The sequence below is a fragment of the Pseudomonas sp. TWP3-2 genome (assembly GCF_049897765.1).
In the GTDB taxonomy this organism is placed as follows: Bacteria; Pseudomonadota; Gammaproteobacteria; order Pseudomonadales; family Pseudomonadaceae; genus Aquipseudomonas.
The window spans coordinates 13,801-34,442 of sequence record NZ_JAFCWW010000022.1; the positions used below are offsets into that span (position 1 = coordinate 13,801).

General features: G+C 59.6%; 23 protein-coding genes. 13 read left to right on the forward strand and 10 right to left on the reverse strand.

Annotated features, from left to right (window positions below):
• Positions 1–20 precede the first annotated feature (20 nt).
• Together trpA and trpB are read right to left on the reverse strand one after the other, a co-directional pair.
• A complete protein-coding gene (gene trpA, locus ACP7EE_RS23355) occupies positions 21–833 on the reverse strand; it encodes a tryptophan synthase subunit alpha (RefSeq protein WP_426203731.1) in 813 nt (270 codons plus the stop codon).
• Positions 833–2,065, reverse strand: a complete 1,233-nt coding sequence (gene trpB / locus ACP7EE_RS23360) for a tryptophan synthase subunit beta (protein ID WP_426237052.1) — start codon at positions 2,063–2,065, stop codon at positions 833–835. The genes trpA and trpB overlap by 1 nt, the downstream gene beginning before the upstream one ends.
• A 113-nt stretch (positions 2,066–2,178) precedes the next feature.
• Here trpB and ACP7EE_RS23365 point away from each other — a divergent pair, with 113 nt between their 5' ends.
• Entirely contained in the window at positions 2,179–3,096 is a 918-nt protein-coding gene (locus ACP7EE_RS23365; protein ID WP_426237054.1) for a LysR family transcriptional regulator, read from the forward strand.
• On the opposite strand, the gene ACP7EE_RS23370 is transcribed toward ACP7EE_RS23365, so the two are convergent.
• A complete protein-coding gene (locus tag ACP7EE_RS23370) occupies positions 3,069–3,395 on the reverse strand; it encodes a DUF883 family protein (RefSeq protein ID WP_420649975.1) in 327 nt (108 codons plus the stop codon). The two genes, ACP7EE_RS23365 and ACP7EE_RS23370, sit on opposite strands and share 28 nt — an antisense overlap.
• A 155-nt stretch (positions 3,396–3,550) precedes the next feature.
• On the opposite strand from ACP7EE_RS23370, the gene ACP7EE_RS23375 reads away from it, so the two are divergent.
• Both ACP7EE_RS23375 and ACP7EE_RS23380 read left to right on the forward strand, forming a co-directional pair.
• Positions 3,551–3,766 (forward strand): dodecin, encoded by a 216-nt coding sequence (locus ACP7EE_RS23375; RefSeq protein WP_420649976.1) that lies wholly within the window; start codon positions 3,551–3,553, stop codon positions 3,764–3,766.
• Between the two features lie 126 nt (positions 3,767–3,892).
• Entirely contained in the window at positions 3,893–4,114 is a 222-nt protein-coding gene (locus ACP7EE_RS23380) for a DUF1161 domain-containing protein (protein ID WP_426237056.1), read from the forward strand.
• A gap of 131 nt (positions 4,115–4,245) precedes the next feature.
• Here ACP7EE_RS23380 and ACP7EE_RS23385 read toward each other — a convergent pair whose 3' ends face one another.
• The gene (locus ACP7EE_RS23385; RefSeq protein WP_426203724.1) at positions 4,246–5,247 is read right to left on the reverse strand and encodes an LLM class flavin-dependent oxidoreductase; all 1,002 of its coding nucleotides are present in this window, start codon (positions 5,245–5,247) and stop codon (positions 4,246–4,248) included.
• A 241-nt stretch (positions 5,248–5,488) separates the two neighbouring features.
• On the opposite strand from ACP7EE_RS23385, the gene ACP7EE_RS23390 reads away from it, so the two are divergent.
• Both ACP7EE_RS23390 and ACP7EE_RS23395 read left to right on the forward strand, forming a co-directional pair.
• Positions 5,489–5,920, forward strand: coding sequence for an OsmC family protein (locus tag ACP7EE_RS23390; RefSeq protein ID WP_420649979.1), 432 nt, complete (start codon positions 5,489–5,491; stop codon positions 5,918–5,920).
• Between the two features lie 101 nt (positions 5,921–6,021).
• Positions 6,022–6,261 (forward strand): DUF1161 domain-containing protein, encoded by a 240-nt coding sequence (locus tag ACP7EE_RS23395; RefSeq protein WP_426203722.1) that lies wholly within the window; start codon positions 6,022–6,024, stop codon positions 6,259–6,261.
• Between the two features lie 6 nt (positions 6,262–6,267).
• Here ACP7EE_RS23395 and ACP7EE_RS23400 read toward each other — a convergent pair whose 3' ends face one another.
• Both ACP7EE_RS23400 and ACP7EE_RS23405 read right to left on the reverse strand, forming a co-directional pair.
• Positions 6,268–6,687 (reverse strand): hypothetical protein, encoded by a 420-nt coding sequence (locus ACP7EE_RS23400; RefSeq protein ID WP_426237058.1) that lies wholly within the window; start codon positions 6,685–6,687, stop codon positions 6,268–6,270.
• A 40-nt stretch (positions 6,688–6,727) separates the two neighbouring features.
• Positions 6,728–7,150, reverse strand: coding sequence for a hypothetical protein (locus tag ACP7EE_RS23405; RefSeq protein ID WP_426237060.1), 423 nt, complete (start codon positions 7,148–7,150; stop codon positions 6,728–6,730).
• A 59-nt stretch (positions 7,151–7,209) separates the two neighbouring features.
• Between ACP7EE_RS23405 and ACP7EE_RS23410 the strand changes: the two genes are divergently transcribed.
• Positions 7,210–8,286, forward strand: a complete 1,077-nt coding sequence (locus tag ACP7EE_RS23410; protein WP_426237062.1) for an aminopeptidase — start codon at positions 7,210–7,212, stop codon at positions 8,284–8,286.
• A 123-nt stretch (positions 8,287–8,409) separates the two neighbouring features.
• Here the strand turns inward: ACP7EE_RS23410 and ACP7EE_RS23415 are convergent, their stop codons facing one another.
• Both ACP7EE_RS23415 and ACP7EE_RS23420 read right to left on the reverse strand, forming a co-directional pair.
• Positions 8,410–9,060, reverse strand: a complete 651-nt coding sequence (locus tag ACP7EE_RS23415) for an HAD family hydrolase (RefSeq protein WP_426237064.1) — start codon at positions 9,058–9,060, stop codon at positions 8,410–8,412.
• 28 nt (positions 9,061–9,088) lie between these two features.
• Complete coding sequence (locus ACP7EE_RS23420; protein WP_426237066.1) at positions 9,089–9,634, reverse strand: gamma carbonic anhydrase family protein; 546 nt, start codon at positions 9,632–9,634, stop codon at positions 9,089–9,091.
• Positions 9,635–9,696: 62 nt separating this feature from the next.
• Here ACP7EE_RS23420 and prlC point away from each other — a divergent pair, with 62 nt between their 5' ends.
• The 3 genes from prlC to ACP7EE_RS23435 all read left to right on the forward strand — a co-directional run bounded on the left by prlC (position 9,697) and on the right by ACP7EE_RS23435 (position 14,201).
• The gene (gene prlC / locus ACP7EE_RS23425; RefSeq protein WP_426237068.1) at positions 9,697–11,775 is read left to right on the forward strand and encodes an oligopeptidase A; all 2,079 of its coding nucleotides are present in this window, start codon (positions 9,697–9,699) and stop codon (positions 11,773–11,775) included.
• Positions 11,772–12,056: a YheV family putative zinc ribbon protein gene (locus tag ACP7EE_RS23430; protein WP_420649987.1), complete on the forward strand. Its 285-nt coding sequence runs from the start codon at positions 11,772–11,774 to the stop codon at positions 12,054–12,056. The genes prlC and ACP7EE_RS23430 overlap by 4 nt, the downstream gene beginning before the upstream one ends.
• Positions 12,057–12,173: 117 nt before the next feature.
• Positions 12,174–14,201: a M3 family metallopeptidase gene (locus tag ACP7EE_RS23435; protein ID WP_426237070.1), complete on the forward strand. Its 2,028-nt coding sequence runs from the start codon at positions 12,174–12,176 to the stop codon at positions 14,199–14,201.
• Here the strand turns inward: ACP7EE_RS23435 and ACP7EE_RS23440 are convergent.
• Positions 14,188–14,823 (reverse strand): dual specificity protein phosphatase family protein, encoded by a 636-nt coding sequence (locus ACP7EE_RS23440; RefSeq protein WP_426203699.1) that lies wholly within the window; start codon positions 14,821–14,823, stop codon positions 14,188–14,190. The two genes, ACP7EE_RS23435 and ACP7EE_RS23440, sit on opposite strands and share 14 nt — an antisense overlap.
• 304 nt (positions 14,824–15,127) lie before the next feature.
• Between ACP7EE_RS23440 and ACP7EE_RS23445 the strand changes: the two genes are divergently transcribed.
• Genes ACP7EE_RS23445 through ACP7EE_RS23455 form a run of 3 tightly spaced genes read left to right on the forward strand, consistent with a single transcriptional unit; the run spans position 15,128 to position 18,972 of the window.
• A complete protein-coding gene (locus ACP7EE_RS23445) occupies positions 15,128–15,871 on the forward strand; it encodes a gluconate 2-dehydrogenase subunit 3 family protein (RefSeq protein WP_426237072.1) in 744 nt (247 codons plus the stop codon).
• Positions 15,872–15,873: 2 nt separating this feature from the next.
• Positions 15,874–17,658 (forward strand): GMC family oxidoreductase, encoded by a 1,785-nt coding sequence (locus ACP7EE_RS23450; protein ID WP_426237074.1) that lies wholly within the window; start codon positions 15,874–15,876, stop codon positions 17,656–17,658.
• A gap of 12 nt (positions 17,659–17,670) precedes the next feature.
• Complete coding sequence (locus ACP7EE_RS23455; RefSeq protein ID WP_426237077.1) at positions 17,671–18,972, forward strand: c-type cytochrome; 1,302 nt, start codon at positions 17,671–17,673, stop codon at positions 18,970–18,972.
• A 61-nt stretch (positions 18,973–19,033) separates the two neighbouring features.
• Here the strand turns inward: ACP7EE_RS23455 and ACP7EE_RS23460 are convergent, their stop codons facing one another.
• Entirely contained in the window at positions 19,034–19,336 is a 303-nt protein-coding gene (locus ACP7EE_RS23460; RefSeq protein ID WP_426237079.1) for a hypothetical protein, read from the reverse strand.
• 234 nt (positions 19,337–19,570) lie between these two features.
• On the opposite strand from ACP7EE_RS23460, the gene ACP7EE_RS23465 reads away from it, so the two are divergent.
• A complete protein-coding gene (locus tag ACP7EE_RS23465; protein WP_426237081.1) occupies positions 19,571–20,629 on the forward strand; it encodes a PA0069 family radical SAM protein in 1,059 nt (352 codons plus the stop codon).
• The last annotated feature ends 13 nt before the right edge of the window (positions 20,630–20,642 follow it).

The following is a 20,642-nucleotide window of genomic DNA, read 5'->3' on the forward strand; positions in this document are numbered from 1 at the left end:
CTGTATCAGGAACTTTACCTTCAGCTGACGCGGGCCTTACGCACGCCTTCGGACAATGCCGAACACAGGCTCAGCACGCCGTCGATGGCTTGCGCCGGAGTGGTCGCGTTGGCGATGTGATCGATCAGCGCCGAACCCACCACCACGCCGTCCGCCAGCCGCGCGATTGCCGCTGCTTGCTCCGGCGTGCGGATGCCGAAACCGATGCTGATCGGCAGATCGGTATGCCGACGCAGACGCGCCACGGCTTCTTCGACATGTTCCAGAGTCGCGGCACCGGCGCCAGTCACGCCGGCCACCGACACGTAATATACAAACCCGGAACTGCCATTGAGCACGCGCGGCAAACGCGCATCATCGGTGGTCGGTGTGGTCAGGCGGATGAAGTCGATGCCCGCGGCCTGGGCCGGGTCGCACAGTTCTTCGTTATGTTCCGGCGGCATGTCGACCACGATCAGACCGTCAACGCCGGCCTCCTTCGCGTCAGCAATGAAACGAGGCACACCGTACATGTGAATCGGGTTGAAGTAGCCCATCAGCACCAGTGGGGTTTCGCTGTTTTCCTGACGGAACTCGCGAACCATTTGCAGGGTTTTGAGCAGATTCTGCTTGGCGCCCAAGGCGCGGATGTTCGCCAGTTGGATCGCCGGTCCGTCGGCCATCGGATCGGTGAACGGCATGCCCAACTCGATCACATCGGCGCCGGCCTTCGGCAGGCCCTTGAGGATCGCCAGCGAAGTGTCGTAGTCCGGGTCACCGGCCGTGACGAAGGTCACCAGTGCGGCGCGATTTTGTTGTTTGAGTTCGGCAAAACGGGTTTGCAGGCGGCTCATCAGTGTTTCTCCTGCTTAGCGGTTTCCATATGGTGCATGACGGTCTGCATGTCTTTGTCGCCGCGACCGGACAGGTTGACCACCATCAGGTGATCCTTCGGCAGCTTCGGTGCGCGTTTGAACACTTCAGCCAGCGCGTGAGCGCTTTCCAGTGCAGGAATGATCCCTTCCAGACGGCAGCATTTGTGGAACGCATCCAGCGCTTCGTCGTCAGTCACCGAGGTGTACTGGACGCGGCCGATGTCATGCAACCATGCGTGCTCAGGGCCGATGCCGGGATAGTCGAGGCCGGCGGAAATCGAATGCGCGTCGATGATCTGGCCATCGTCGTCTTGCAGCAGGAAAGTGCGGTTACCGTGCAACACTCCCGGTACGCCGCCGTTGAGGCTGGCCGCGTGCTTGCCGGTTTCGATGCCATAACCGGCAGCTTCGACGCCGATGATTTCCACGCTCTTGTCATCAAGGAACGGGTGGAACAGGCCCATGGCGTTGGAACCGCCACCGATGCACGCCACCAGACTGTCCGGCAGACGACCTTCCTGCGCTTGCAACTGATCGCGGGTTTCCTTGCCGATCACGGCCTGGAAATCACGCACCATGGCTGGATACGGATGCGGGCCGGCCACGGTGCCGATCAGGTAGAAGGTGCTGTCGACGTTGGTCACCCAGTCACGCAACGCTTCGTTCATCGCATCTTTCAGAGTACCGGTGCCGGCGACTACCGGGATCACTTCGGCACCGAGCAGTTTCATGCGGAACACGTTGGCCTGCTGGCGCTCGATGTCGGTGGTGCCCATGTAGATCACGCAATCCAGACCGAAACGCGCAGCCACGGTCGCAGTTGCCACACCGTGCATGCCGGCGCCGGTCTCGGCGATGATGCGTTTTTTGCCCATGCGCCGCGCCAGCAGGATCTGGCCGATGCAGTTGTTGATCTTGTGCGCGCCAGTGTGATTAAGCTCTTCGCGCTTGAGGTAAATCTTCGCGCCGCCGCAGAACTCGGTCAGACGCTCGGCGTAATACAGCGGGCTAGGACGTCCGACGTAATCGCGCTGGAAGTAGGCCAATTCCTCTTTGAACGCCGGATCTTCCTTGGCCACTTCGTACTCACGGGCGAGGTCGAGGATCAACGGCATCAGGGTTTCAGCTACGTAGCGGCCACCGAACGAGCCAAACAGGCCGTTGGCGTCAGGGCCGTTACGCAGGTCGGAAGTGTTCGAAGTCTGGGTCATGGGTCGCTCCAGCTGATTTTCAAAAGAAGGCAATGGCGCCCACTCTACCCCTGACCTTCCAGACTGAAAACCGATAAGATCGCCGCAACCTGTCAGGAAAACTCACAGATCCCATGAGCCACGACCTTCCCCCGCTGAACGCCCTGCGCGCCTTCGAAGCCACCGCCCGTCTGAATAGCGTCAGTCAGGCTGCTGAACAGCTGCACGTTACTCACGGTGCAGTCAGCCGTCAGCTCAAGGTGCTTGAAGAACACCTCGGCGTCAGTCTGTTCATCAAAGATGGCCGCGGCCTGAAACTCACAGATGCCGGCATTCGCCTGCGTGACGCCAGCGGCGAGGCTTTCGAGCGTTTGCGCAGTGTTTGCGCAGAGCTGACCCAAAGCACCGCGGATGCGCCGTTCGTGCTCGGCTGCTCCGGTAGCCTGTTGGCGCGCTGGTTCATTCCACGTTTGGGACGCTTGAATGTTGATCTGCCGGATTTGCGCCTGCACCTGTCGGCCGGCGAAGGCGATCTCGATCCACGCCGTCCCGGATTAGACGCGTTGCTGCTGTTCGCAGAGCCGCCATGGCCAGCGGACATGCAGGTTTACGAACTGGCGAGCGAACGCATCGGCCCGGTCATGAGCCCGCTGTTTGGCGGTTACCGACAGCTCAAAGACGCCCCCGCCAGCGCATTGCTCGGCGAACCGTTGCTGCACACCACTTCGCGCCCGCAAGCCTGGCCAAGCTGGGCACAGCAAAGCGGCCTGGACGCCAAGGCGTTGAAGCTCGGGCAAGGGTTTGAGCATTTGTATTATTTGCTGGAAGCAGCGGTCGCTGGCCTCGGGGTGGCAATTGCACCCGAGCCGCTGGTGGCGGAGGACTTGAAGGCCGGTCGCCTGGTTGCGCCGTGGGGCTTCTGTGAAACCCCGGCGCAACTGGCGTTGTGGCTACCCAAGCGCGCCGCGGACGGGCGCGCTCGGCAACTGGCGCAATGGCTCAAACATGAGCTGCGCCAGACGGATCACTCGCCGCGTTTGAACAGCAAGTAAGCAGCGACCAGACCCAGGGCGCCGACGGCTACACCGGCGGTGGTCCATGGATGTTCCTGAGCGTAATCACGGGTGGCGATCCCGGTTTCGCGGGTTTTCACTTTGACTTCTTCGTAGGCATCGCTGAGCAAGCTGCGCGAATGCTTCAGCGCGCTTTCAGCATTGCCTTTGAGCGCCTTGAGGGTCTTGCGCGACTCGTCCGAAGCGTCATCTTTGAGGCTTTCCAACGACTTGAGCAGACTCTCGATCTCCGCTTCCATGCTTTGCAATGAGGCTTTACGTAGAGAAGTGTTGGCCATGGTGGCTCTCCTGCATTGGTGATGAGTGGCGTGTGTTGATTGGGACTTCAGCGGTTCGAGAAAGTGCAGAAAATCTGAACTTACCTTCGCCGGAGCCACCGAAATCAACACGGCAAATCGCTGCTAGGCTTTATTCACACTTCAAGGAGAACACCATGAGTGACCATCACACGTACAAGAAAGTCGAGCTGGTCGGGTCGTCCGAGAACAGCATCGAAGAGGCAATCAACAACGCGTTGGCCGAAGCCAACAAGAGCATCAAACATCTGGAATGGTTTGAAGTGACCGAGACCCGTGGCCACATCAAGGATGGCAAGGCTGCGCACTTTCAGGTGACCCTGAAAGTCGGGTTCCGGATCGCCAGCAGCTGAGTTTGGTCAGTCTTCTGAACTTGCGCGCTGGCGGAGTGCCATAGGAATGGCAAAGCGCTACAGGGTGGCCGCGTCGGGTGAACAACCCGATGCCCGCCTCTTTTAATCCGACCAGGGGTGCGACCGATGAAGAAGTTTATGTTGGCTGTAGGTTTGTTGAGCCTTGCGGGTGGTGCGTTTGCTGCCGGCAAGCCTTGTGAAGAGCTGAAAGCCGAGATCGCGGCGAAGCTGGATGCCAAGGGTGTTTCCGGGTATTCGCTGGAGGTTGTGGACAAGGGCGCAGCGGCTGACGGCAAAGTCGTCGGCACCTGCGAGGCCGGTGCCAAGGAAATCGTTTACAAACGATAAGTCCAGATCACCTCTGTGGCGAGGGAGCTTGCTCCCGCTGGACTGCGAAGCAGGCCCCTGTTTTGGGGTCGCTGCGCAACCCCGCGGGAGCAAGCTCCCTCGCCACAATTCATTCAGAGGCCGCGCAAACATCAGCCCTTCATGACTTGCGCCAACAGCTCATAAGAACGCAGCCGATCCCCATGCTCATACAGGTCGCTGGTAAAAATCAGCTCATCAGCCTGAGTCTGCTCAACCAGCACCTCCAGCTTCGCGCGGATTTTTTGCGGGCCACCGACCATCGCCAAGCCAAGGAAATCCCCCACCGCCTCGCGTTCATGCGGCAACCACAAGCCATCCATCGTTTTCACTGGCGGACGCTGAACCAGACTCTGTCCACGCATCAGCGCCAGAATCCGCTGGTACACCGAGGTCGCCAGATAGTCAGCCTGCTCATCAGTATCTGCAGCCACCAGTGGCACACCGAGCATCACGTACGGTTTATCCAGCACCGCCGACGGCTTGAAGTGATTGCGGTACACGCGAATCGCCTCGTGCATGAAGCGCGGGGCGAAATGGGAGGCAAAGGCGTAGGGCAAACCGCGCTCACCGGCCAGCTGCGCACTGAACAGACTCGAGCCGAGCAGCCAGATCGGCACGTTGGTGCCGGTGCCCGGCATCGCGATGACTCGTTGATCCGGAGTGCGCGGGCCGAGGAAGCGTGCCAGTTCGGCAACGTCTTCGGGAAAGTCATCCGAGCTGCCGGAACGCTCGCGGCGCAAGGCACGGGCGGTCATCTGATCGGAACCGGGCGCGCGACCCAGACCGAGATCGATACGCCCCGGATACAGGCTTTCGAGGGTGCCAAACTGCTCGGCGATCACCAGCGGCGCATGATTGGGCAACATCACCCCGCCGGAGCCGACGCGGATGGTCGAGGTGCCGCCGGCCAGATAACCGAGCAGCACCGAGGTGGCGGAACTGGCGATGCCATCCATGTTGTGGTGCTCGGCGACCCAGAACCGCGTGTAGCCGAATTTCTCGACATGCTGCGCCAGATCCAGCGAATTGCGCAGCGCCTGCGCCGGGCTGCCGTTCTCGCGCACCGGCACCAGATCAAGAGTGGAAAATTTTACGTCGGACAGTTGCTTCATAAACCTGCTTCTCCGAGTGAGGACGCAGGTTTGTTCTTGCCGAACGAAAACCTGCCGAATGCATAAGCGTGTTCTATGGAATGAGGGCATATACCCGAGTTTCAATAGCCGACCGGAAATTTCCTACTAAAAAAGTCAACGATTCACCTGAGCTGAACTTTGACCCCGGGTCTATCCTCAGAACCCTTGCAAGCAAAAACCGCAATGGCGCGGCATTTCGCGCCTTATTCGAGGAGGCAACATGGCTATCGTGAAGAAGGCATCCGCACATTGGGAAGGTGACCTGAAAACCGGCATCGGCTCGATCTCCACTGAAACCGGCGTCCTGCGAGAAGCGCCGTACGGCTTCAAGGCGCGCTTCGAAGGCGGCAAAGGCACCAACCCGGAAGAATTGATCGGCGCGGCGCACGCCGGCTGTTTCTCCATGGCATTTTCGATGATCCTCGGCGATGCCGGCCTCAAGGCTGACAGCATCGACACCCAGGCTGAAGTCACTCTGGATCAGGTCGAGGGCGGTTTCGCGATCTCTGCGGTGAAGCTGATCCTCAAAGCGAAGATCCCGGGCGCCACTCAGGCGCAGTTCGAAGAGCTGAGCAACAAGGCCAAAGAAGGTTGCCCGGTCTCCAAGGTATTGAATGCCAAGATCAGCCTGGACGCGTCTTTGGTCAGCTGATGGCTTGAGCCGGATCAGAACCCGCCGGGCAAAAATGTGGTCGAATAGACGACAGCAGCTATCGCGCAACTTCGCGCGCGCTGTTCCAAGGAGCTTCAACCATGAAACGTTTTGCTTTGGCGGTTATCTGTGGCGTGCTGGCGACCTCAGCCTTCGCTGCGCCCAAGGATTGCGAAGAACTCCGGAAGGAGATCGAGGTAAAGATTCAAGCCAGAGCCGTGCCCTCCTACACTCTGGAAATAGTCTCGAGAGAAGAGGCCGCAAAACACGATATCGCCATGGTCGTCGGAACCTGCGATTACGGACGGAAGAAAATCATCTACCAAAGAAACGACAGCTGAGTCGCACTACGGCACGCAGTTGATTCGCCGTTCTTCGGCAACGATCCGGCCTTCACGGTTGATCAGTCGGGCACTGGGGGTGAACGCCAGCGATCGTGCTTCGAGCCGGTAACGCTGGCCCGCTTGGAAATGCTCGTAAGGAATCGTCATGTAGCACAGACGTTCCTGCGGATCGGTGTCCATGCCTTGGCCACCGCCGAAAATCTCGAAATCGAAACGCACCGTCAGCTCATGACTGCCGGGCGCGAATTGAAAAAAGCGCCCGTCACGCAGGCGCTGATTGTCCAGTCGCTCGGCCATCAGCACCTTGCCGCCCGGCGTGGGCATGGCGAAATCGACCCAGGCCATGCCTGGGTCGGCGGGTGGCAACGGTGTCTGGCAACCGGCGATCACGCCAGCGGTCAACAACAGCATCAACTTGCGCATGATGGATGTCCGTAAGTCTGGGCATCCAGCATAACGCCGATCACGTGCGCTGACAGCCAGCGGGTATGCCTTGGCCGACCACGTTGCGCTGCTCATCGTAGAGCCTGGCCCATGGGCGGAAACCGATGCTGCCGGCCTGCAACTGATAACGCTGGCCTGCGTTGAAATCCTTGAATTTCACGTTCAACTGGCAATCGCGCCACAGCGGCTCGGCATCGGGACCGATGTTGGTTGCCGCCACCGGGAATTGATATCGCACCGTCAGCTCATGGCTGCCGGGCTGCACCTCGAAATAGCGTTGGTCTTGATTAGCCTGGTTGTCGACTTCCAGCGCTTGCAGCGCGGTGTCCTGCTGCCGGGGATTCAGATCAATCCAGGCTTGAGTGGGGTCGGGGGCGGGCATGCCGAACCCGGCACAACCGGCCAGCGTCAGCACGCCTCCTGTGAGTATCAACATGCGCATAGCGAAGCTCCAATGGGCGGGATAGTCTTGCGGGCAGACTTTCCGAAGGATTTCTTATTTTGAGCAGGCCGCTTCCAAGCCATGGGTTACTTGATCGCGTTTTGCCGATTTTGTTTCCGGCTATGTTGTTTTTGTTGCTCAACGGTTGTGCCAGCGTCAGCTACTACGGCCAGTTGGCCAGCGGTCAGCTGCAACTGCTGCGGGCGCGCGAGCCGGTGGAAAAGGTGATTGCCGATCCGGCCCGCGACGCGAAACTGCGCAGCCATCTGGCCCAGTCGCAGAAGGCCCGAACCTTCGCCAGCGAGCACCTGCACCTGCCGGATAACCAGAGTTATCGCCTGTACGCCGACATCGGCCGGCCGTTTGTGGTGTGGAATGTGTTCGCCACAGCGGAGTTTTCCCTGAGTCCGCAGAATCATTGCTTCCCGATCGCCGGGTGCGTGGCCTACCGCGGCTACTACAGTCAGAGCGCCGCACGCGGTGAAGCGGCGCTGCAGCAGTTGCAAGGCATGGACGTGTCGATTGGCGGGGTCGAGGCTTACTCGACGCTGGGCTGGTTCAACGATCCGATCCTCAACTCGATGATGGGCTGGGGCGATGAACGACTGGCCACGCTGATCTTTCATGAACTGGCGCATCAACGCTTCTATGTGCCGGACGACACTGAATTCAACGAGTCCTTTGCCACGTTTGTCGAGCAGGAAGGCACCCGGCAATGGCGGGCGTTTCGCGGATTGCCGGTGGAAAACGATTCCCGGCTGAAGCAGCGTGATCAGTTCATCCAGCTGATTATCGACACCCGCGCAAGACTGGAAAAGCTATACGCCCAGCCACTGCCCGCCGGGCAGATGCGCGAGCGCAAAGCAGCGGAGTTTGAACAATTTCGTCGGGATTATCGGGTGGTGCGTGATAGCCAGTGGGCGGGGGACAAGCGCTACGACGCTTGGGTCAACACGCCGCTTAACAACGCGCGGCTGCTGCCGTTTGGGCTGTATGACCAATGGGTGCCGGCGTTTGCGGCGTTGTTCAGGCAGGTTGGGGGGGATTGGGTGAGGTTTTATGCAGAGGTCGAGAAACTCGGTGATATGCCAGCTCAACAGAGGAAGGCAGCGCTGAAGGCTTTGGCAGGTTCATAGCTGTTTATGGGCTGAACTGGCCTCATCGCTGGCAAGCCAGCTCCCACAGGTTTTGTGTTGTACACAACGTTTGTGTTCACCAACGATCCTGTGGGAGCTGGCTTGCCAGCGATGACATTCTGATCAGCGCTGCAAAAATGCCTGATGCAACTCGGCGAGCGTTTCAAAGTGATAAGCCGGCGCCTCGGCACTCAGCTCTTCACGACTGCCAAACCCATACCCCACCGCCGCCGCATCCATCCCATTGCTGCGCGCCCCGATCAGGTCATGCTTGCGATCACCAATCATCAGCGTGTTCGTCGGGTCCAGCCCCTCTTCAGCAATCAGATGCGCAATCAACTCGACCTTGTTGGTGCGCGTGCCATCCAGCTCACTGCCGTAAATCACTTTGAAGTGCCTGGCGAAATCGAAATGCCGAGCGATCTCGAGCGCAAATACCCAAGGCTTGGACGTCGCGATATACAGCTGCCGTCCCTGGCTACTCAAGGTTTCCAATAACGGCGTGACGCCATCGAACACGCGGTTCTCGTACAGCCCGGTGACCTTGAAACGCTCACGATAGAAATTCACCGCTTCCCACGCCTTGGCTTCGTCGAAGTCATAGAACTGCATGAACGCCTGCAACAGCGGCGGGCCGATGAAGTGTTCGAGCTTGGTCAGGTCTGGTTCGTCGATGCCGAGCTTGGCCAACGCAAACTGAATGGAGCGGGTAATGCCCTCACGCGGGTCGGTCAGGGTGCCATCGAGGTCGAACAGTACGGTCTGGTAATGCATGAAAATTCCTGGGTAATCGAGAGAACGGTCAGATCTGGTCGTAGCCTTCGGCCAGATGCAGATCCTTGAGCTTCACGTAGTTCGCCGCGCTGTAGGTGAAAAAGGCGTTTTCCTTGTCGGACAGCGGCCGAATCTGTTTCACCGGACTGCCCACGTAGAGGAAACCGCTCTGCAGGCGCTTGCCCGGCGGCACCAGACTGCCGGCGCCGATGATCACATCGTCCTCGACCACCGCGCCGTCCATAACGATGCTGCCCATGCCGATCAACACGCGACTGCCAACTGTGCAGCCATGCAGCATGACTTTGTGCGCGATGGTCACGTCGTCGCCAATCAGCAGCGGGAAGCCATCCGGGTTGAACGGGCCGGCGTGGGTGATGTGCAACACGCAGCCGTCCTGCACGCTGGTGCGCGCGCCGATGCGGATGCGGTGCATGTCGCCGCGGATCACGGTCAGTGGCCAGACGGAGCTGTCTTCACCGATTTCGACGTCGCCGATCACCACCGCCGAGCCGTCGACAAATGCACCTTTGCTCAAGTGCGGGGTGTGATTCTGGTACTTGCGAAGGGACACGATTAGTTCTCTCTCTGTCGCCGATAGCTGCGGTGGATGTCGATTGTAATTAAGATGGGCGCATGTTTCTTCCAGCCAAGGTGCCATCCGTGAGCGTGAACAATCCTCTTTTGCAGTCCTACGACCTGCCGCCGTTCTCGACGATCCGCGCCGAACACGTGCTGCCAGCGATCGAAACCATCCTCGCCGACAACCGCGCGGCGATCGCCGAAATCCTCAAAACCCAAGGCCAGAACCCGACCTGGGCCGGGCTGATTCTGGCGATGGACGAACTCAACGATCGCCTCGGCGCAGCCTGGAGCCCGGTCAGCCACCTCAACGCCGTGTGCAACAGCGCCGAACTGCGTGAAGCCTACGAGTCGTGCCTGCCAGCCCTGAGCGCCTACTCCACCGAGATGGGCCAGAACCGCGAGCTGTTCCAGGCTTATGAAGCCTTGGCCAACAGCCCGGAAGCCGCCGGGTTCGACGTGGCGCAAAAAACCATTCTGGAACACGCCCTGCGCGATTTCCGTCTGTCGGGTATCGACCTGCCGCCAGCCGAGCAGCAGCGTTATGCCGAAGTGCAAAGCAAACTGTCCGAGCTGGGCAGCCGCTTCTCCAATCAACTGCTCGATGCCACGCAAGCCTGGACCAAACACATCACCGACGAAACCACCCTCGCCGGCCTGACCGACTCGGCCAAGGCGCAAATGGCTGCGGCCGCCCAGGCCAAAGAACTCGACGGCTGGCTGATCACCCTGGAATTCCCGAGCTACTACGCGGTGATGACCTATGCGCAAGACCGCGCACTGCGCGAAGAAGTCTACGCCGCCTACTGCACCCGTGCGTCGGATCAAGGCCCGAATGCCGGGCAGAACGACAACGGCCCGGTGATGGGCGAGATTCTCGACCTGCGGCAGGAACTGGCGAAATTGCTCGGTTTCAGCAGTTTCTCGGAGCTGAGCCTGGCAACCAAAATGGCCGAGTCCAGCGATCAGGTGCTGAGCTTTCTGCGCGATCTGGCCAAGCGCAGCAAGCCGTTCGCCGCGCAGGATCTGCAACAGCTCAAGGCCTATGCTGCCGAGCAAGGTTGCGCCGATCTGCAAAGCTGGGACGTGGGTTTCTACGGTGAAAAACTCCGCGAACAACGCTACAGCGTCGCTCAGGAAGCCCTGCGTGCCTACTTCCCGATTGATAAAGTCTTGGGCGGCCTGTTCGCCATCGTTCAGCGTCTGTACGGCATCGAAATCGCCGAACTGAAAGGCTTCGACACTTGGCACCCGGACGTGCGTCTGTTCGAGATCAAGGAAAACGGCCAGCACGTCGGCCGCTTCTTCTTCGACCTGTACGCCCGAGCCAACAAGCGTGGCGGCGCGTGGATGGACGGCGCCCGCGACCGTCGCCGTACCCTCGATGGCGTGCTGCAAAGCCCGGTGGCCAATCTGGTGTGCAACTTCACCCCGGCCGACAGCGGCAAGCCCGCGCTGCTGACCCACGATGAAGTCACCACGCTGTTCCACGAATTCGGCCACGGCCTGCATCATCTGCTGACCCGCGTCGAGCATGCCGGCGTGTCCGGGATCAACGGCGTGGCGTGGGATGCGGTCGAGTTGCCGAGCCAGTTCATGGAAAACTGGTGCTGGGAGCCGGAAGGCCTCGCGCTGATTTCCGGCCACTACGAGACCGGCGAGCCACTGCCGCAGGATCTGCTGGAGAAAATGCTCGCCGCGAAAAACTTCCAGTCCGGACTGATGATGGTGCGTCAGCTGGAGTTCTCGCTGTTCGACTTCGAATTGCACGCGACTCACGGCGATGGCCGCAGCCCGCTACAAGTGCTTGAAGGCGTGCGCGACGAGGTTTCGGTGATGCGTCCGCCGGCCTACAACCGTTTCCCTAACAGCTTCGCGCACATCTTCGCTGGCGGTTATGCGGCGGGTTACTACAGCTACAAGTGGGCGGAAGTGCTGTCGGCCGATGCCTTCTCGAAGTTCGAAGAAGACGGCGTGCTCAACGCAGAAACCGGTCGCGCGTTCCGCGAAGCGATTCTGGCGCGTGGCGGCTCGCTGGCGCCGATGGTGCTGTTCGTCGACTTCCGTGGCCGCGAGCCTTCGATTGACGCACTCTTGCGTCACAGCGGCCTGAGTGAGGACGCGGCAGCATGAGTGAGGCACCTGTGATTACCAAGAAGCGCTTTATCGCCGGGGCGGTCTGCCCGGCGTGCAGCGAGCCGGACAAGCTGATGATGTGGAACGAAGACACGGTTCCGCATCGTGAGTGCGTGGCCTGCGGGTATTCCGACACGCTCAACGAACAAGGCTTGTCGGTACCCAAAGAACTGGGCACGCGGGTCAACGTCAGCGCCATCAAGCCTGCGCCGGACAAAAAGGTGCAGGCGGTGCAGTTTTTCCCGAACCCCAAGCTCGCGAAAAAGCCTGACGCGTAACAATCCAGCAAACCCGCCTTGCACCGTTCATCGGTGCAGGGTGGTATCCGAGTAACACCTTCACCCTGCACTTGCTTCGTAGGCTGGCCGTTTCGCCATGCCTCGAAGGAAGCTGCCATGCCTGACCCAAATCCCCTCCTGCAACATTGGACGCTGCCGCCGTGGTCGGCGATCCGCGCCGAACATCTGCTGCCCGCGATCAACAGCATCATTGCCGATAACCGACGGATCATTGCCGAGGTCATTGCCAGCCAGGCCGACCTTCCCTCTTGGGATGATCTGGTGCTGACCGTCAACGAAACCGATGCGCGTCTGAGCGAGGTGAACTCGATCCTCGAAACCTTCTCGATGGTCAAAACCGACGATGCGCAATGGTTGGTAGAAAGCGCCAAAGGCCAGCTCGCCATCGCACAGTACCGAACCGAGAAAGCCAGCAATCGCTCGTTGTACCGAATTTTTCAGCGCTTGGCGCACAGCTCGATCGCGGCCAATTTCGATGGGCCGCGCAAAGCGGCGCTGGCGCGAATCCTGAGCAAGTTTGAAGCGTCGGGCATTCAACTGCCCACTGCACAGCAGCAGGAGCTGGCACGACTGAATCGCGAGATCAGCGGATTGGAGCAGGTGTTTTTGCACCACCTCGAGGGCTGGACGCAGACGTGGAGCAAGCGCATCGACAACGTCACTCTGCTCGCGGGCGTATTGCCGGCGATGCGCGAGCGTCTGGCGCTGGCGGCCGGCCAGGCCGGACATGATGGCTGGCTGATTCAGCTCGACCAGAATACCTTCCAGCACATTCTCAAATACGCCGAGAACCGCGCGTTGCGCCAAGAGTGCTTCATCGCCTACTCGACCCGGGCTTCCGACCAAGGACCGCTGGCCGGCCAGTTCGATAATGGTTCGGTACTGTCATCACTGCTCGCGCGGCGCCAGCAGAAAGCCCGATTGCTCGGCTATCAAAGCTTCGCGCAGATGCGCCTGGCCACGGAAATGGCCGATGACACCGGTACCGTCAGTGGTTTTCTGCAACGGCAGGTTGCGCTGCTGGCGCCGACACTTGAGCGCGATGCACAGACTCTGAAAACCTTCGCGCTGGAACGCGGGATCAGCCAGATCGAGGCATGGGATCAGGATTTCCTCGCCGAACAATGGCGGCAACAGCACTTCCCCGGAGCGCTGGAAAACCTGCGTGAGTTTTTTGCACTGGACGGCACTCTGCGCCGGCTCTGCCTGTTCTGCGAGCGCATGTTCGGCATCCGCATCGTTGAGCAGACCGGCTTCGAGCGTTGGCATGACGGTGTGCGGTTGCTGGAAATCAGCGAGCACGAACAGGTCATCGGCTATATCTACTTTGATCCCTACCATCAGGAAAACGCGGCGGATTACGCCGGAACCGCGACCTTGCGCAATCGTCGGATCAGCGCCGAAGGCCGACCGGCGCTGCCGATTGCGTTGCTCTACAGCAACTTCACCGCACCGACCGACGCTCATCCGTGCTTGCTGGAGCATCTGGATCTGCGGGTGCTGTTGCATGAATTTGGCCATTGCCTGCAACAGGTGCTGACACGTTCGCCGCATCACAATCTGTCGGGCATTCTGCAGCTGGGGCATGACGCCGCGGAATTTTCCGGGCAGTTGTTCGAACAATGGTGTCAGTCGCGGGAGTTTCTGCTGTGGCTCGGCGCGCATTTTCAGACTGGTGAGCTGCTGAGCGAATCACGCGTCGACGCAGCGCTGGCTGCCATTCAGGCTCATTCCAGCCGCCCCAGCTCAATGCTGCTGATGGGTGCAATGCTCGACTTCGAGCTGCACCGATCCCATGGCGATGGACGCACCGTCCAGCAGGTCTGCGCCGATGTGCAGCGCGCATTTCCACACCTGCAACTGCCCGAACCGAACAGATTCGCCAACAGTTTCGACTACATGGTGACCAATTACGACGCCAGGGTTTACGCCTACGCATGGTCGGGGGTGCTGGCCAGCGAGGCGTTCCAGCGCTTCACGGCGGACTGGGTGTTCAATGCGCAAACCGGTCGGGATTTTCGCGAAACGTTCTTCTCTCCCGGCGCGGCGCGCCCACTGCAGGAAGCCGTCGCAGCGTTCCTTGGCCGGCCAGTCAGCCTGCAACCAACAGCTACTTCAGATTGACCGTCTGAAACCAACTCTTCAGCGAACAGGTGGCGAAAGCGCTGGTGCTGCAATCACCATTGGCCAGCGCCGTGCGCAGCTTGTCGACATCAGCCTGCATCACGTAGCGAACATCATCCCGGAAATGGCCACTCTCGCCGAAACCGCCCTGGGTCATTTCACTCAGCGCGTCTTCCTTGCTCCAGCCCTGAATCACCACGCGATACATGGCCGCCATCAGGCCAGTGCGGTCGGAGCCGTGCTTGCAGTGCATCAACACCGGGCCGGTGGCTTCGGCAGCCTGAATCGCGCGCAGGGTCTTGAGTACGTCGCTGTCGTCGACGTGATTGGTGCGATAGGGCAACTGCACCTGGTTGATACCGGGCGTCTGCAGCCAGTTCGAATCGGATTCGGGCAGAAAGTTGATGACCGTCGCAACCTTGAGATTTTTCAGCAACGGCACCGCTCCGCTGTCGGGGAGTGCACTGCGGTAAAGAGTCGGTGACATCTGAAACAGGTTGTATTGCACCTCGACCGGTTGCGCCCATTCAGTCGGCCGCACGGGCGCAGCCTCATCGGCCTGAACTGGAACGAGATGCAAAACTGCAAACAGCGAAAAACACACAGCGAAGACAGGACGCATGCTCGGTGGACCGTATAGGGATTGATCAATGGAGGCCTGAAGCTTGGGCCTGCGCCGGTCAAATCTCCGTGAGGCACTCGTCAAAGAATCGTGAATCACCGCCGTCCGGTTCGACTTTCATCGCAAATACCGGCTTTTTTCCGCTGAATCGGTTCATCGAGAAGCTTAGCCTGCTACCATTTGTCACACGATGTTGCAGAAGCCTGACTTGTTCCCCGGACATTACGGCCACGTCGCAACCAAAAATTCTGAAGCTGTTCGCAGAAACGGCTGACAAACACCAATGCCTGATGAGGTGCACCCCATGTCTGATGCAGATCGAGACAACCCGCGGCGTGAGTTTTTGCGCAAATCCCTGACCCTGATTCCGGTAGTCACCCTTGCGGGCACCGGACTGGGCAGCAGCATGTTGCAAGCGGCGCCTGAAGCCGCACCTGCGCCACACCCGGCACCAGCCAAAGCCAGCAGCGGCAAGTACGAGCCGAACTACTTCACAGCCGAAGAGTGGGCCTTCATCAACGCCGCCGTGGCGCAGTTGATCCCCAGCGATGCGCAAGGCCCAGGTGCCCTTGAGGCTGGCGTGCCGGAATACATCGACCGTCAGATGAACACGCCGTACGCCGCCGGTGCTCTGTGGTACATGCAAGGCCCGTTCAATGCCGACGCCGCGCCGGAAATGGGCTGGCAGAGCAAACTGGTGCCCAAAGACATCTATCGCCTCGGCATCGCCGCCACGGATCAGTGGACCAAAGCGCTCAACGGTAAAACATTTGCCGAGCAAGACAGCGCTACCCGAGACGATCTGCTCAAGCAACTCGAAGCCGGAAAACCGCAGTTCGACAGCGTTCCAGCGAAGATTTTCTTCAATCTGCTGCTGCAAAACACCAAGGAAGGGTTTTTCTGCGATCCGATCCATGGCGGCAATAAAGGCATGGTCGGCTGGACCATGATCGGCTTCCCCGGCGCCCGCGCCGATTTCATGGACTGGGTAGAACGCAACGAGCAGTACCCCTTCCCGGCAGTTTCAATTCGCGGCGAGAGGGCTTGAGCATGGCAACCGTAATGAAGAAGGTCGACGCAGTGATCGTCGGTTTCGGCTGGACTGGCGCGATCATGGCCAAAGAGCTGACCGAGGCCGGCCTGAATGTGTTGGCGCTGGAGCGCGGGCCGATGCAGGACACCTACCCCGACGGCAACTATCCGCAGGTGATCGACGAACTCACCTACAGCGTGCGGAAAAAACTCTTCCAGGACATTTCCAAAGAGACCGTCACCATCCGCCACAGCGTCAACGACATCGCCCTGCCGAACCGCCAGTTGGGCGCGTTCCTGCCGGGCAACGGCGTCGGCGGCGCCGGGCTGCACTGGTCGGGCGTGCATTTTCGGGTCGATCCGATCGAACTGCGTATGCGCAGTCACTACGAAGAACGCTACGGCAAAAGCTTCATCCCCAAGGACATGACCATCCAGGACTTCGGCGTCAGCTATGAAGAGCTGGAGCCGTTCTTCGATTTCGCCGAAAAAGTCTTCGGCACCTCGGGCCAGGCGTGGACGGTCAAAGGCCAACTGGTCGGTCAGGGCAAGGGCGGCAACCCTTACGCGGCGGATCGCTCCAACCCGTTCCCGCTCGAAGCGCAGAAAAACACCGTTTCCGCACAGCTGTTCGGCAAAGCGGCTACCGAAGTCGGTTACAAACCCTACAACCTGCCTTCGGCGAATACCTCGGGGCCGTACACCAATCCCTACGGTGCACAGATGGGTCCGTGCAACTTCTGCGGTTTTTGCAGCGGCTATGTTTGCTACATGTACTCCAAGGCTTCGCCGAACGTGAACATTCTGCCGGCGCTCAAGCCGCTGCCGAATTTCGAGCTGCGCGCCAACGCCCACGTGCTGCGGATCAACCTCGACAGCAGCAAGAGCAAAGCTACCGGCGTTACTTACATCGACGCTCAGGGTCGCGAGATCGAGCAACCGGCGGATCTGGTGATCCTCGGCGCCTTCCAGTTGCACAACGTGCGACTGATGTTGCTCTCGGGCATCGGTAAGCCCTACGACCCGGTCAGCGGCGAAGGTGTGGTCGGGCGTAATTTCGCCTACCAGAACATGGCGACGATCAAGGCGTTCTTCGACAAGGACACCCACACCAACAACTTCATCGGTGCCGGCGGCAACGGCGTGGCGCTGGATGACTTCAACGCCGACAACTTCGACCACGGGCCGCACGGCTTCGTCGGTGGTTCGCCGATGTGGGTCAACCAGGCTGGCAGCCGGCCGATTGCCGGCACCTCCAATCCACCGGGGACTCCGGCTTGGGGCAGCGCCTGGAAACGCGCGACCGCCGATTACTACACCCACCAGGTGTCGATGGACGCCCACGGTGCGCATCAGTCCTACCGGGGCAACTACCTCGATCTCGACCCGGTGTACCGCGATGCCTACGGCTTGCCGTTGCTGCGGATGACATTCGACTGGCAGGAAAACGACATCAAGATGAACCGCTTCATGGTCGAAAAAATGGGCAAGGTCGCCGAGGCCATGGGCCCGAAAGCCATCGCCGTGATCGGCAAGAAAGTCGGTGACCATTTCAACACCGCGTCCTACCAGACCACCCACCTCAACGGTGGCGCGATCATGGGCACCGATCCGAAGACCAGCGCCCTGAACCGCTACTTGCAGAGCTGGGACGTGCACAACGTCTTCGTGCCGGGCGCGTCGGCTTTCCCACAAGGCCTGGGCTACAACCCTACAGGGCTGGTCGCCGCACTGACTTACTGGTCGGCGAAAGCGATCCGCGAGCAATACCTGAAAAACCCCGGCCCGCTGGTTCAGGCTTAAGGAGCGATGACCATGAAAAATTTCGTTATCGCAACTTTGGCCTTGCTCGGCAGCGCTTCGATTCACGCTGCCGAAGTTGATCAAGCGTTGATCAAACAAGGCGAATACCTAGCCCGTGCTGGCGACTGCGTAGCCTGCCACACCGCGAAGAATGGCAAACCGTTCGCCGGTGGCCTGCCGATGGAAACCCCGATTGGTACGATTTACTCGACCAACATCACCCCGGATAAAACCGGGGTCGGCGATTACAGCTTTGAAGACTTCGACCAGGCCGTGCGCCATGGCGTCGCGAAAAACGGTAGTACTTTGTACCCGGCGATGCCGTATCCGTCCTACGCGCGCGTCAGCGAAACCGACATGCAGGCGCTGTACGCCTACTTCATGCACGGCGTACAACCGGTGGCGCAGGACAACAAGGCCAGCGACATCCCGTGGCCATTGAGCATGCGCTGGCCGCTGATGGGCTGGCGCTGGATGTTTGCGCCGAAGGTCGAGGATTACAAAGCCGTGTCGGACGATGCCGTGATCAGCCGTGGGGCGTATCTGGTGGAAGGCCTCGGACATTGCGGCGCCTGCCATACACCGCGTGCCCTGACCATGCAGGAAAAATCCCTTAGCGCAGCCGATGGCAGCAGTTTTCTGTCAGGCAGTGCGCCACTGGAAGGCTGGATCGCCAAAAGTCTGCGCGGCGACCACAAGGATGGACTCGGCAGCTGGACCGAAGAGCAACTGGTGCAATTCCTCAAGACCGGCCGCAGTGACCGCAGCGCGGTATTCGGCGGCATGAGCGATGTGGTCACCCACAGCATGCAGTACATGACCGACGCCGACCTGACGGCGATTGCCCGCTACCTGAAATCGCTGCCAGCCAACGACCCGGCCGACCAGCCGCATCAATACGATGAGAAAGTCGCCAAAGCATTGTGGAACGGCGACGACAGCCAACGTGGCGCATCGGTGTATATCGATAACTGCGCGGCCTGTCACCGCACCGATGGCCATGGCTACACGCGGGTATTCCCGGCGCTGGCGGGTAATCCGGTGCTGCAATCGGAAGATCCGACCTCGCTGATTCACATCGTACTCAAGGGCGGCACCCTGCCGGCGACTCACACCGCGCCATCGACCTTCACCATGCCCGGTTTTGCCTGGCGTTTGTCGGATCAGGAAGTGGCGGATGTGGTGAGTTTTATTCGTGGCAGTTGGGGTAACAATTCTTCAGCTGTAACCGCAAAGGAAGTTTCCAGGTTGCGCAGCGACGATATGACCACAACATCATCCGATGACCTTGGACAAGTGACTGATCACAACTAAGCACAATAACCCCTGCATGGAAAAACATGCAGGGGTTATGGTTTTTATCGAACAGGCTTAATCAAGGATTGATAATGCTGGCGTAAGCCTTTGCCAGTGCAGCCAATTTGGCTCGATCTTGCTCGCCCACTTCGCCGTCTCGATCCACATCGTGCTCAAGACGACCGATGCTGAAGGTGTGCCCAGCGTCTTTGGAGGTCGCGGTGACGAAAATCGGGTCGACCAGCATTTCAGTCTGCACGCCGGCCTCGGCATCCCAACCCAGTTCTTTGCGAGCAAGTTGCATGGACACCAGAGTATTGGGCTCCGATGGACCAGGCTGCATAAGTTGCAGAAAAATACCGCGCGAATTAAAAAACGACATCATCAAATCCTTTTGTCTTTAATCTAATTAATTGTTGTGAAGCGAGGTGGATACTACGAACTTGATAGACATACGACCAGCCAACTTATGTTTCTTTAATTTACGCCGCTTTCAAACTTTCTATTTAAATAATTCATTTAACTAACTTGGTATTTTTGACCAATGGCCGAACGGTAGTGGATCACTCGGGGCTTTGCGGATACTGTATGGATGTACAGACCAAAGGATCCCCTGATGTCCAGTCTTTTGCCCCCGCGCGGTCGTGGCACCGCTACCAACCCGCACAATCGCTTCGCGCCGAACCGTTCGGTGGCCGAGGACGATGGCTGGTATCAGGAAGTGCCGCAAACCCAGGGCACCGAGGTGCGCATCGAAACCGCGAAAACCATCATCACCCGCAACACTTCGCCGGACCTGCCCTTTGATCGTTCGATCAATCCCTATCGCGGCTGCGAGCACGGCTGCATCTATTGCTACGCGCGGCCGAGCCACGCCTATTGGGACATGTCGCCGGGGCTGGATTTCGAGACCAAGCTGATCGCCAAGACCAACGCCGCCCAAGTACTGGAAGAGCAGTTGGGCAAGAAAGGCTATCAATGTGCGCCAATCAATCTGGGGTCCAACACCGACCCCTATCAGCCAATCGAACGCGAACACAAAATCACCCGCCAGACCCTCGAAGTGCTGCTGCGCTACCGGCATCCGGTGACCATCATCACCAAAGGCTCGCTGATCCTGCGCGACCTCGACCTGCTCACCGAACTGGCGCAACAGCGGCTGGTGGCGGTGATGATCAGCCTGACCACGCTCGATGACGAACTCAAACGCATCCTTGAACCGCGCGCTGCTGCGCCCAAGGCCAAGTTGCGCGCGATTCGGGTCATGCGTGAAGCCGGTATTCCGGTGGGCGTTTTGTGTTCGCCGATGATTCCGATGATCAACGACAGCGAAATCGAAAGCCTGCTCGCCGAGGCGCACGCGGCTGGTGCGCAAAGTGCGGCCTATATGATGCTGCGCCTGCCCCTGGAGGTGGCGCCGCTGTTCGAAGAATGGCTGCAGGCGCACTATCCGCAACGCGCCGCCCATGTGTTGAGCCTGATCCGCCAGAGCCGTGGCGGCGAGCTATATGACAGTCGTTTTGGCACTCGCATGCGTGGTGAAGGGCCGTTTGCCGATCTGCTGGCCCAGCGCTTCGCCAAGGCGCTGAAACGACTGGGTCTGGATCGACGCGAAGGCTTCAATCTCGATTGCACTGCCTTCTGTCCGCCGGGTCGCCAGATGGCGCTGATTTAGAGACAATTGGCCT

Excerpts from the sequence above, each read along its gene's own strand:
- ACP7EE_RS23370 (WP_420649975.1), bottom strand. The coding sequence starts at position 3,395 with ATGGCCAACACTTCTCTACGTAAAGCCTCATTGCAAAGCATGGAAGCG.
- ACP7EE_RS23405 (WP_426237060.1), bottom strand. The coding sequence starts at position 7,150 with ATGCGCATGTTGATACTCACAGGAGGCGTGCTGACGCTGGCCGGTTGT.
- ACP7EE_RS23435 (WP_426237070.1), top strand. The coding sequence starts at position 12,174 with ATGCCTGACCCAAATCCCCTCCTGCAACATTGGACGCTGCCGCCGTGG.
- ACP7EE_RS23395 (WP_426203722.1), top strand. The coding sequence starts at position 6,022 with ATGAAACGTTTTGCTTTGGCGGTTATCTGTGGCGTGCTGGCGACCTCA.
- ACP7EE_RS23365 (WP_426237054.1), top strand. The coding sequence starts at position 2,179 with ATGAGCCACGACCTTCCCCCGCTGAACGCCCTGCGCGCCTTCGAAGCC.
- ACP7EE_RS23445 (WP_426237072.1), top strand. The coding sequence starts at position 15,128 with ATGTCTGATGCAGATCGAGACAACCCGCGGCGTGAGTTTTTGCGCAAA.
- trpB (WP_426237052.1), bottom strand. The coding sequence starts at position 2,065 with ATGACCCAGACTTCGAACACTTCCGACCTGCGTAACGGCCCTGACGCC.
- trpA (WP_426203731.1), bottom strand. The coding sequence starts at position 833 with ATGAGCCGCCTGCAAACCCGTTTTGCCGAACTCAAACAACAAAATCGC.
- ACP7EE_RS23450 (WP_426237074.1), top strand. The coding sequence starts at position 15,874 with ATGGCAACCGTAATGAAGAAGGTCGACGCAGTGATCGTCGGTTTCGGC.
- ACP7EE_RS23375 (WP_420649976.1), top strand. The coding sequence starts at position 3,551 with ATGAGTGACCATCACACGTACAAGAAAGTCGAGCTGGTCGGGTCGTCC.
- ACP7EE_RS23380 (WP_426237056.1), top strand. The coding sequence starts at position 3,893 with ATGAAGAAGTTTATGTTGGCTGTAGGTTTGTTGAGCCTTGCGGGTGGT.
- ACP7EE_RS23440 (WP_426203699.1), bottom strand. The coding sequence starts at position 14,823 with ATGCGTCCTGTCTTCGCTGTGTGTTTTTCGCTGTTTGCAGTTTTGCAT.
- ACP7EE_RS23415 (WP_426237064.1), bottom strand. The coding sequence starts at position 9,060 with ATGCATTACCAGACCGTACTGTTCGACCTCGATGGCACCCTGACCGAC.
- ACP7EE_RS23460 (WP_426237079.1), bottom strand. The coding sequence starts at position 19,336 with ATGTCGTTTTTTAATTCGCGCGGTATTTTTCTGCAACTTATGCAGCCT.
- ACP7EE_RS23465 (WP_426237081.1), top strand. The coding sequence starts at position 19,571 with ATGTCCAGTCTTTTGCCCCCGCGCGGTCGTGGCACCGCTACCAACCCG.
- ACP7EE_RS23430 (WP_420649987.1), top strand. The coding sequence starts at position 11,772 with ATGAGTGAGGCACCTGTGATTACCAAGAAGCGCTTTATCGCCGGGGCG.
- ACP7EE_RS23400 (WP_426237058.1), bottom strand. The coding sequence starts at position 6,687 with ATGCGCAAGTTGATGCTGTTGTTGACCGCTGGCGTGATCGCCGGTTGC.
- ACP7EE_RS23455 (WP_426237077.1), top strand. The coding sequence starts at position 17,671 with ATGAAAAATTTCGTTATCGCAACTTTGGCCTTGCTCGGCAGCGCTTCG.
- ACP7EE_RS23385 (WP_426203724.1), bottom strand. The coding sequence starts at position 5,247 with ATGAAGCAACTGTCCGACGTAAAATTTTCCACTCTTGATCTGGTGCCG.
- prlC (WP_426237068.1), top strand. The coding sequence starts at position 9,697 with ATGTTTCTTCCAGCCAAGGTGCCATCCGTGAGCGTGAACAATCCTCTT.
- ACP7EE_RS23390 (WP_420649979.1), top strand. The coding sequence starts at position 5,489 with ATGGCTATCGTGAAGAAGGCATCCGCACATTGGGAAGGTGACCTGAAA.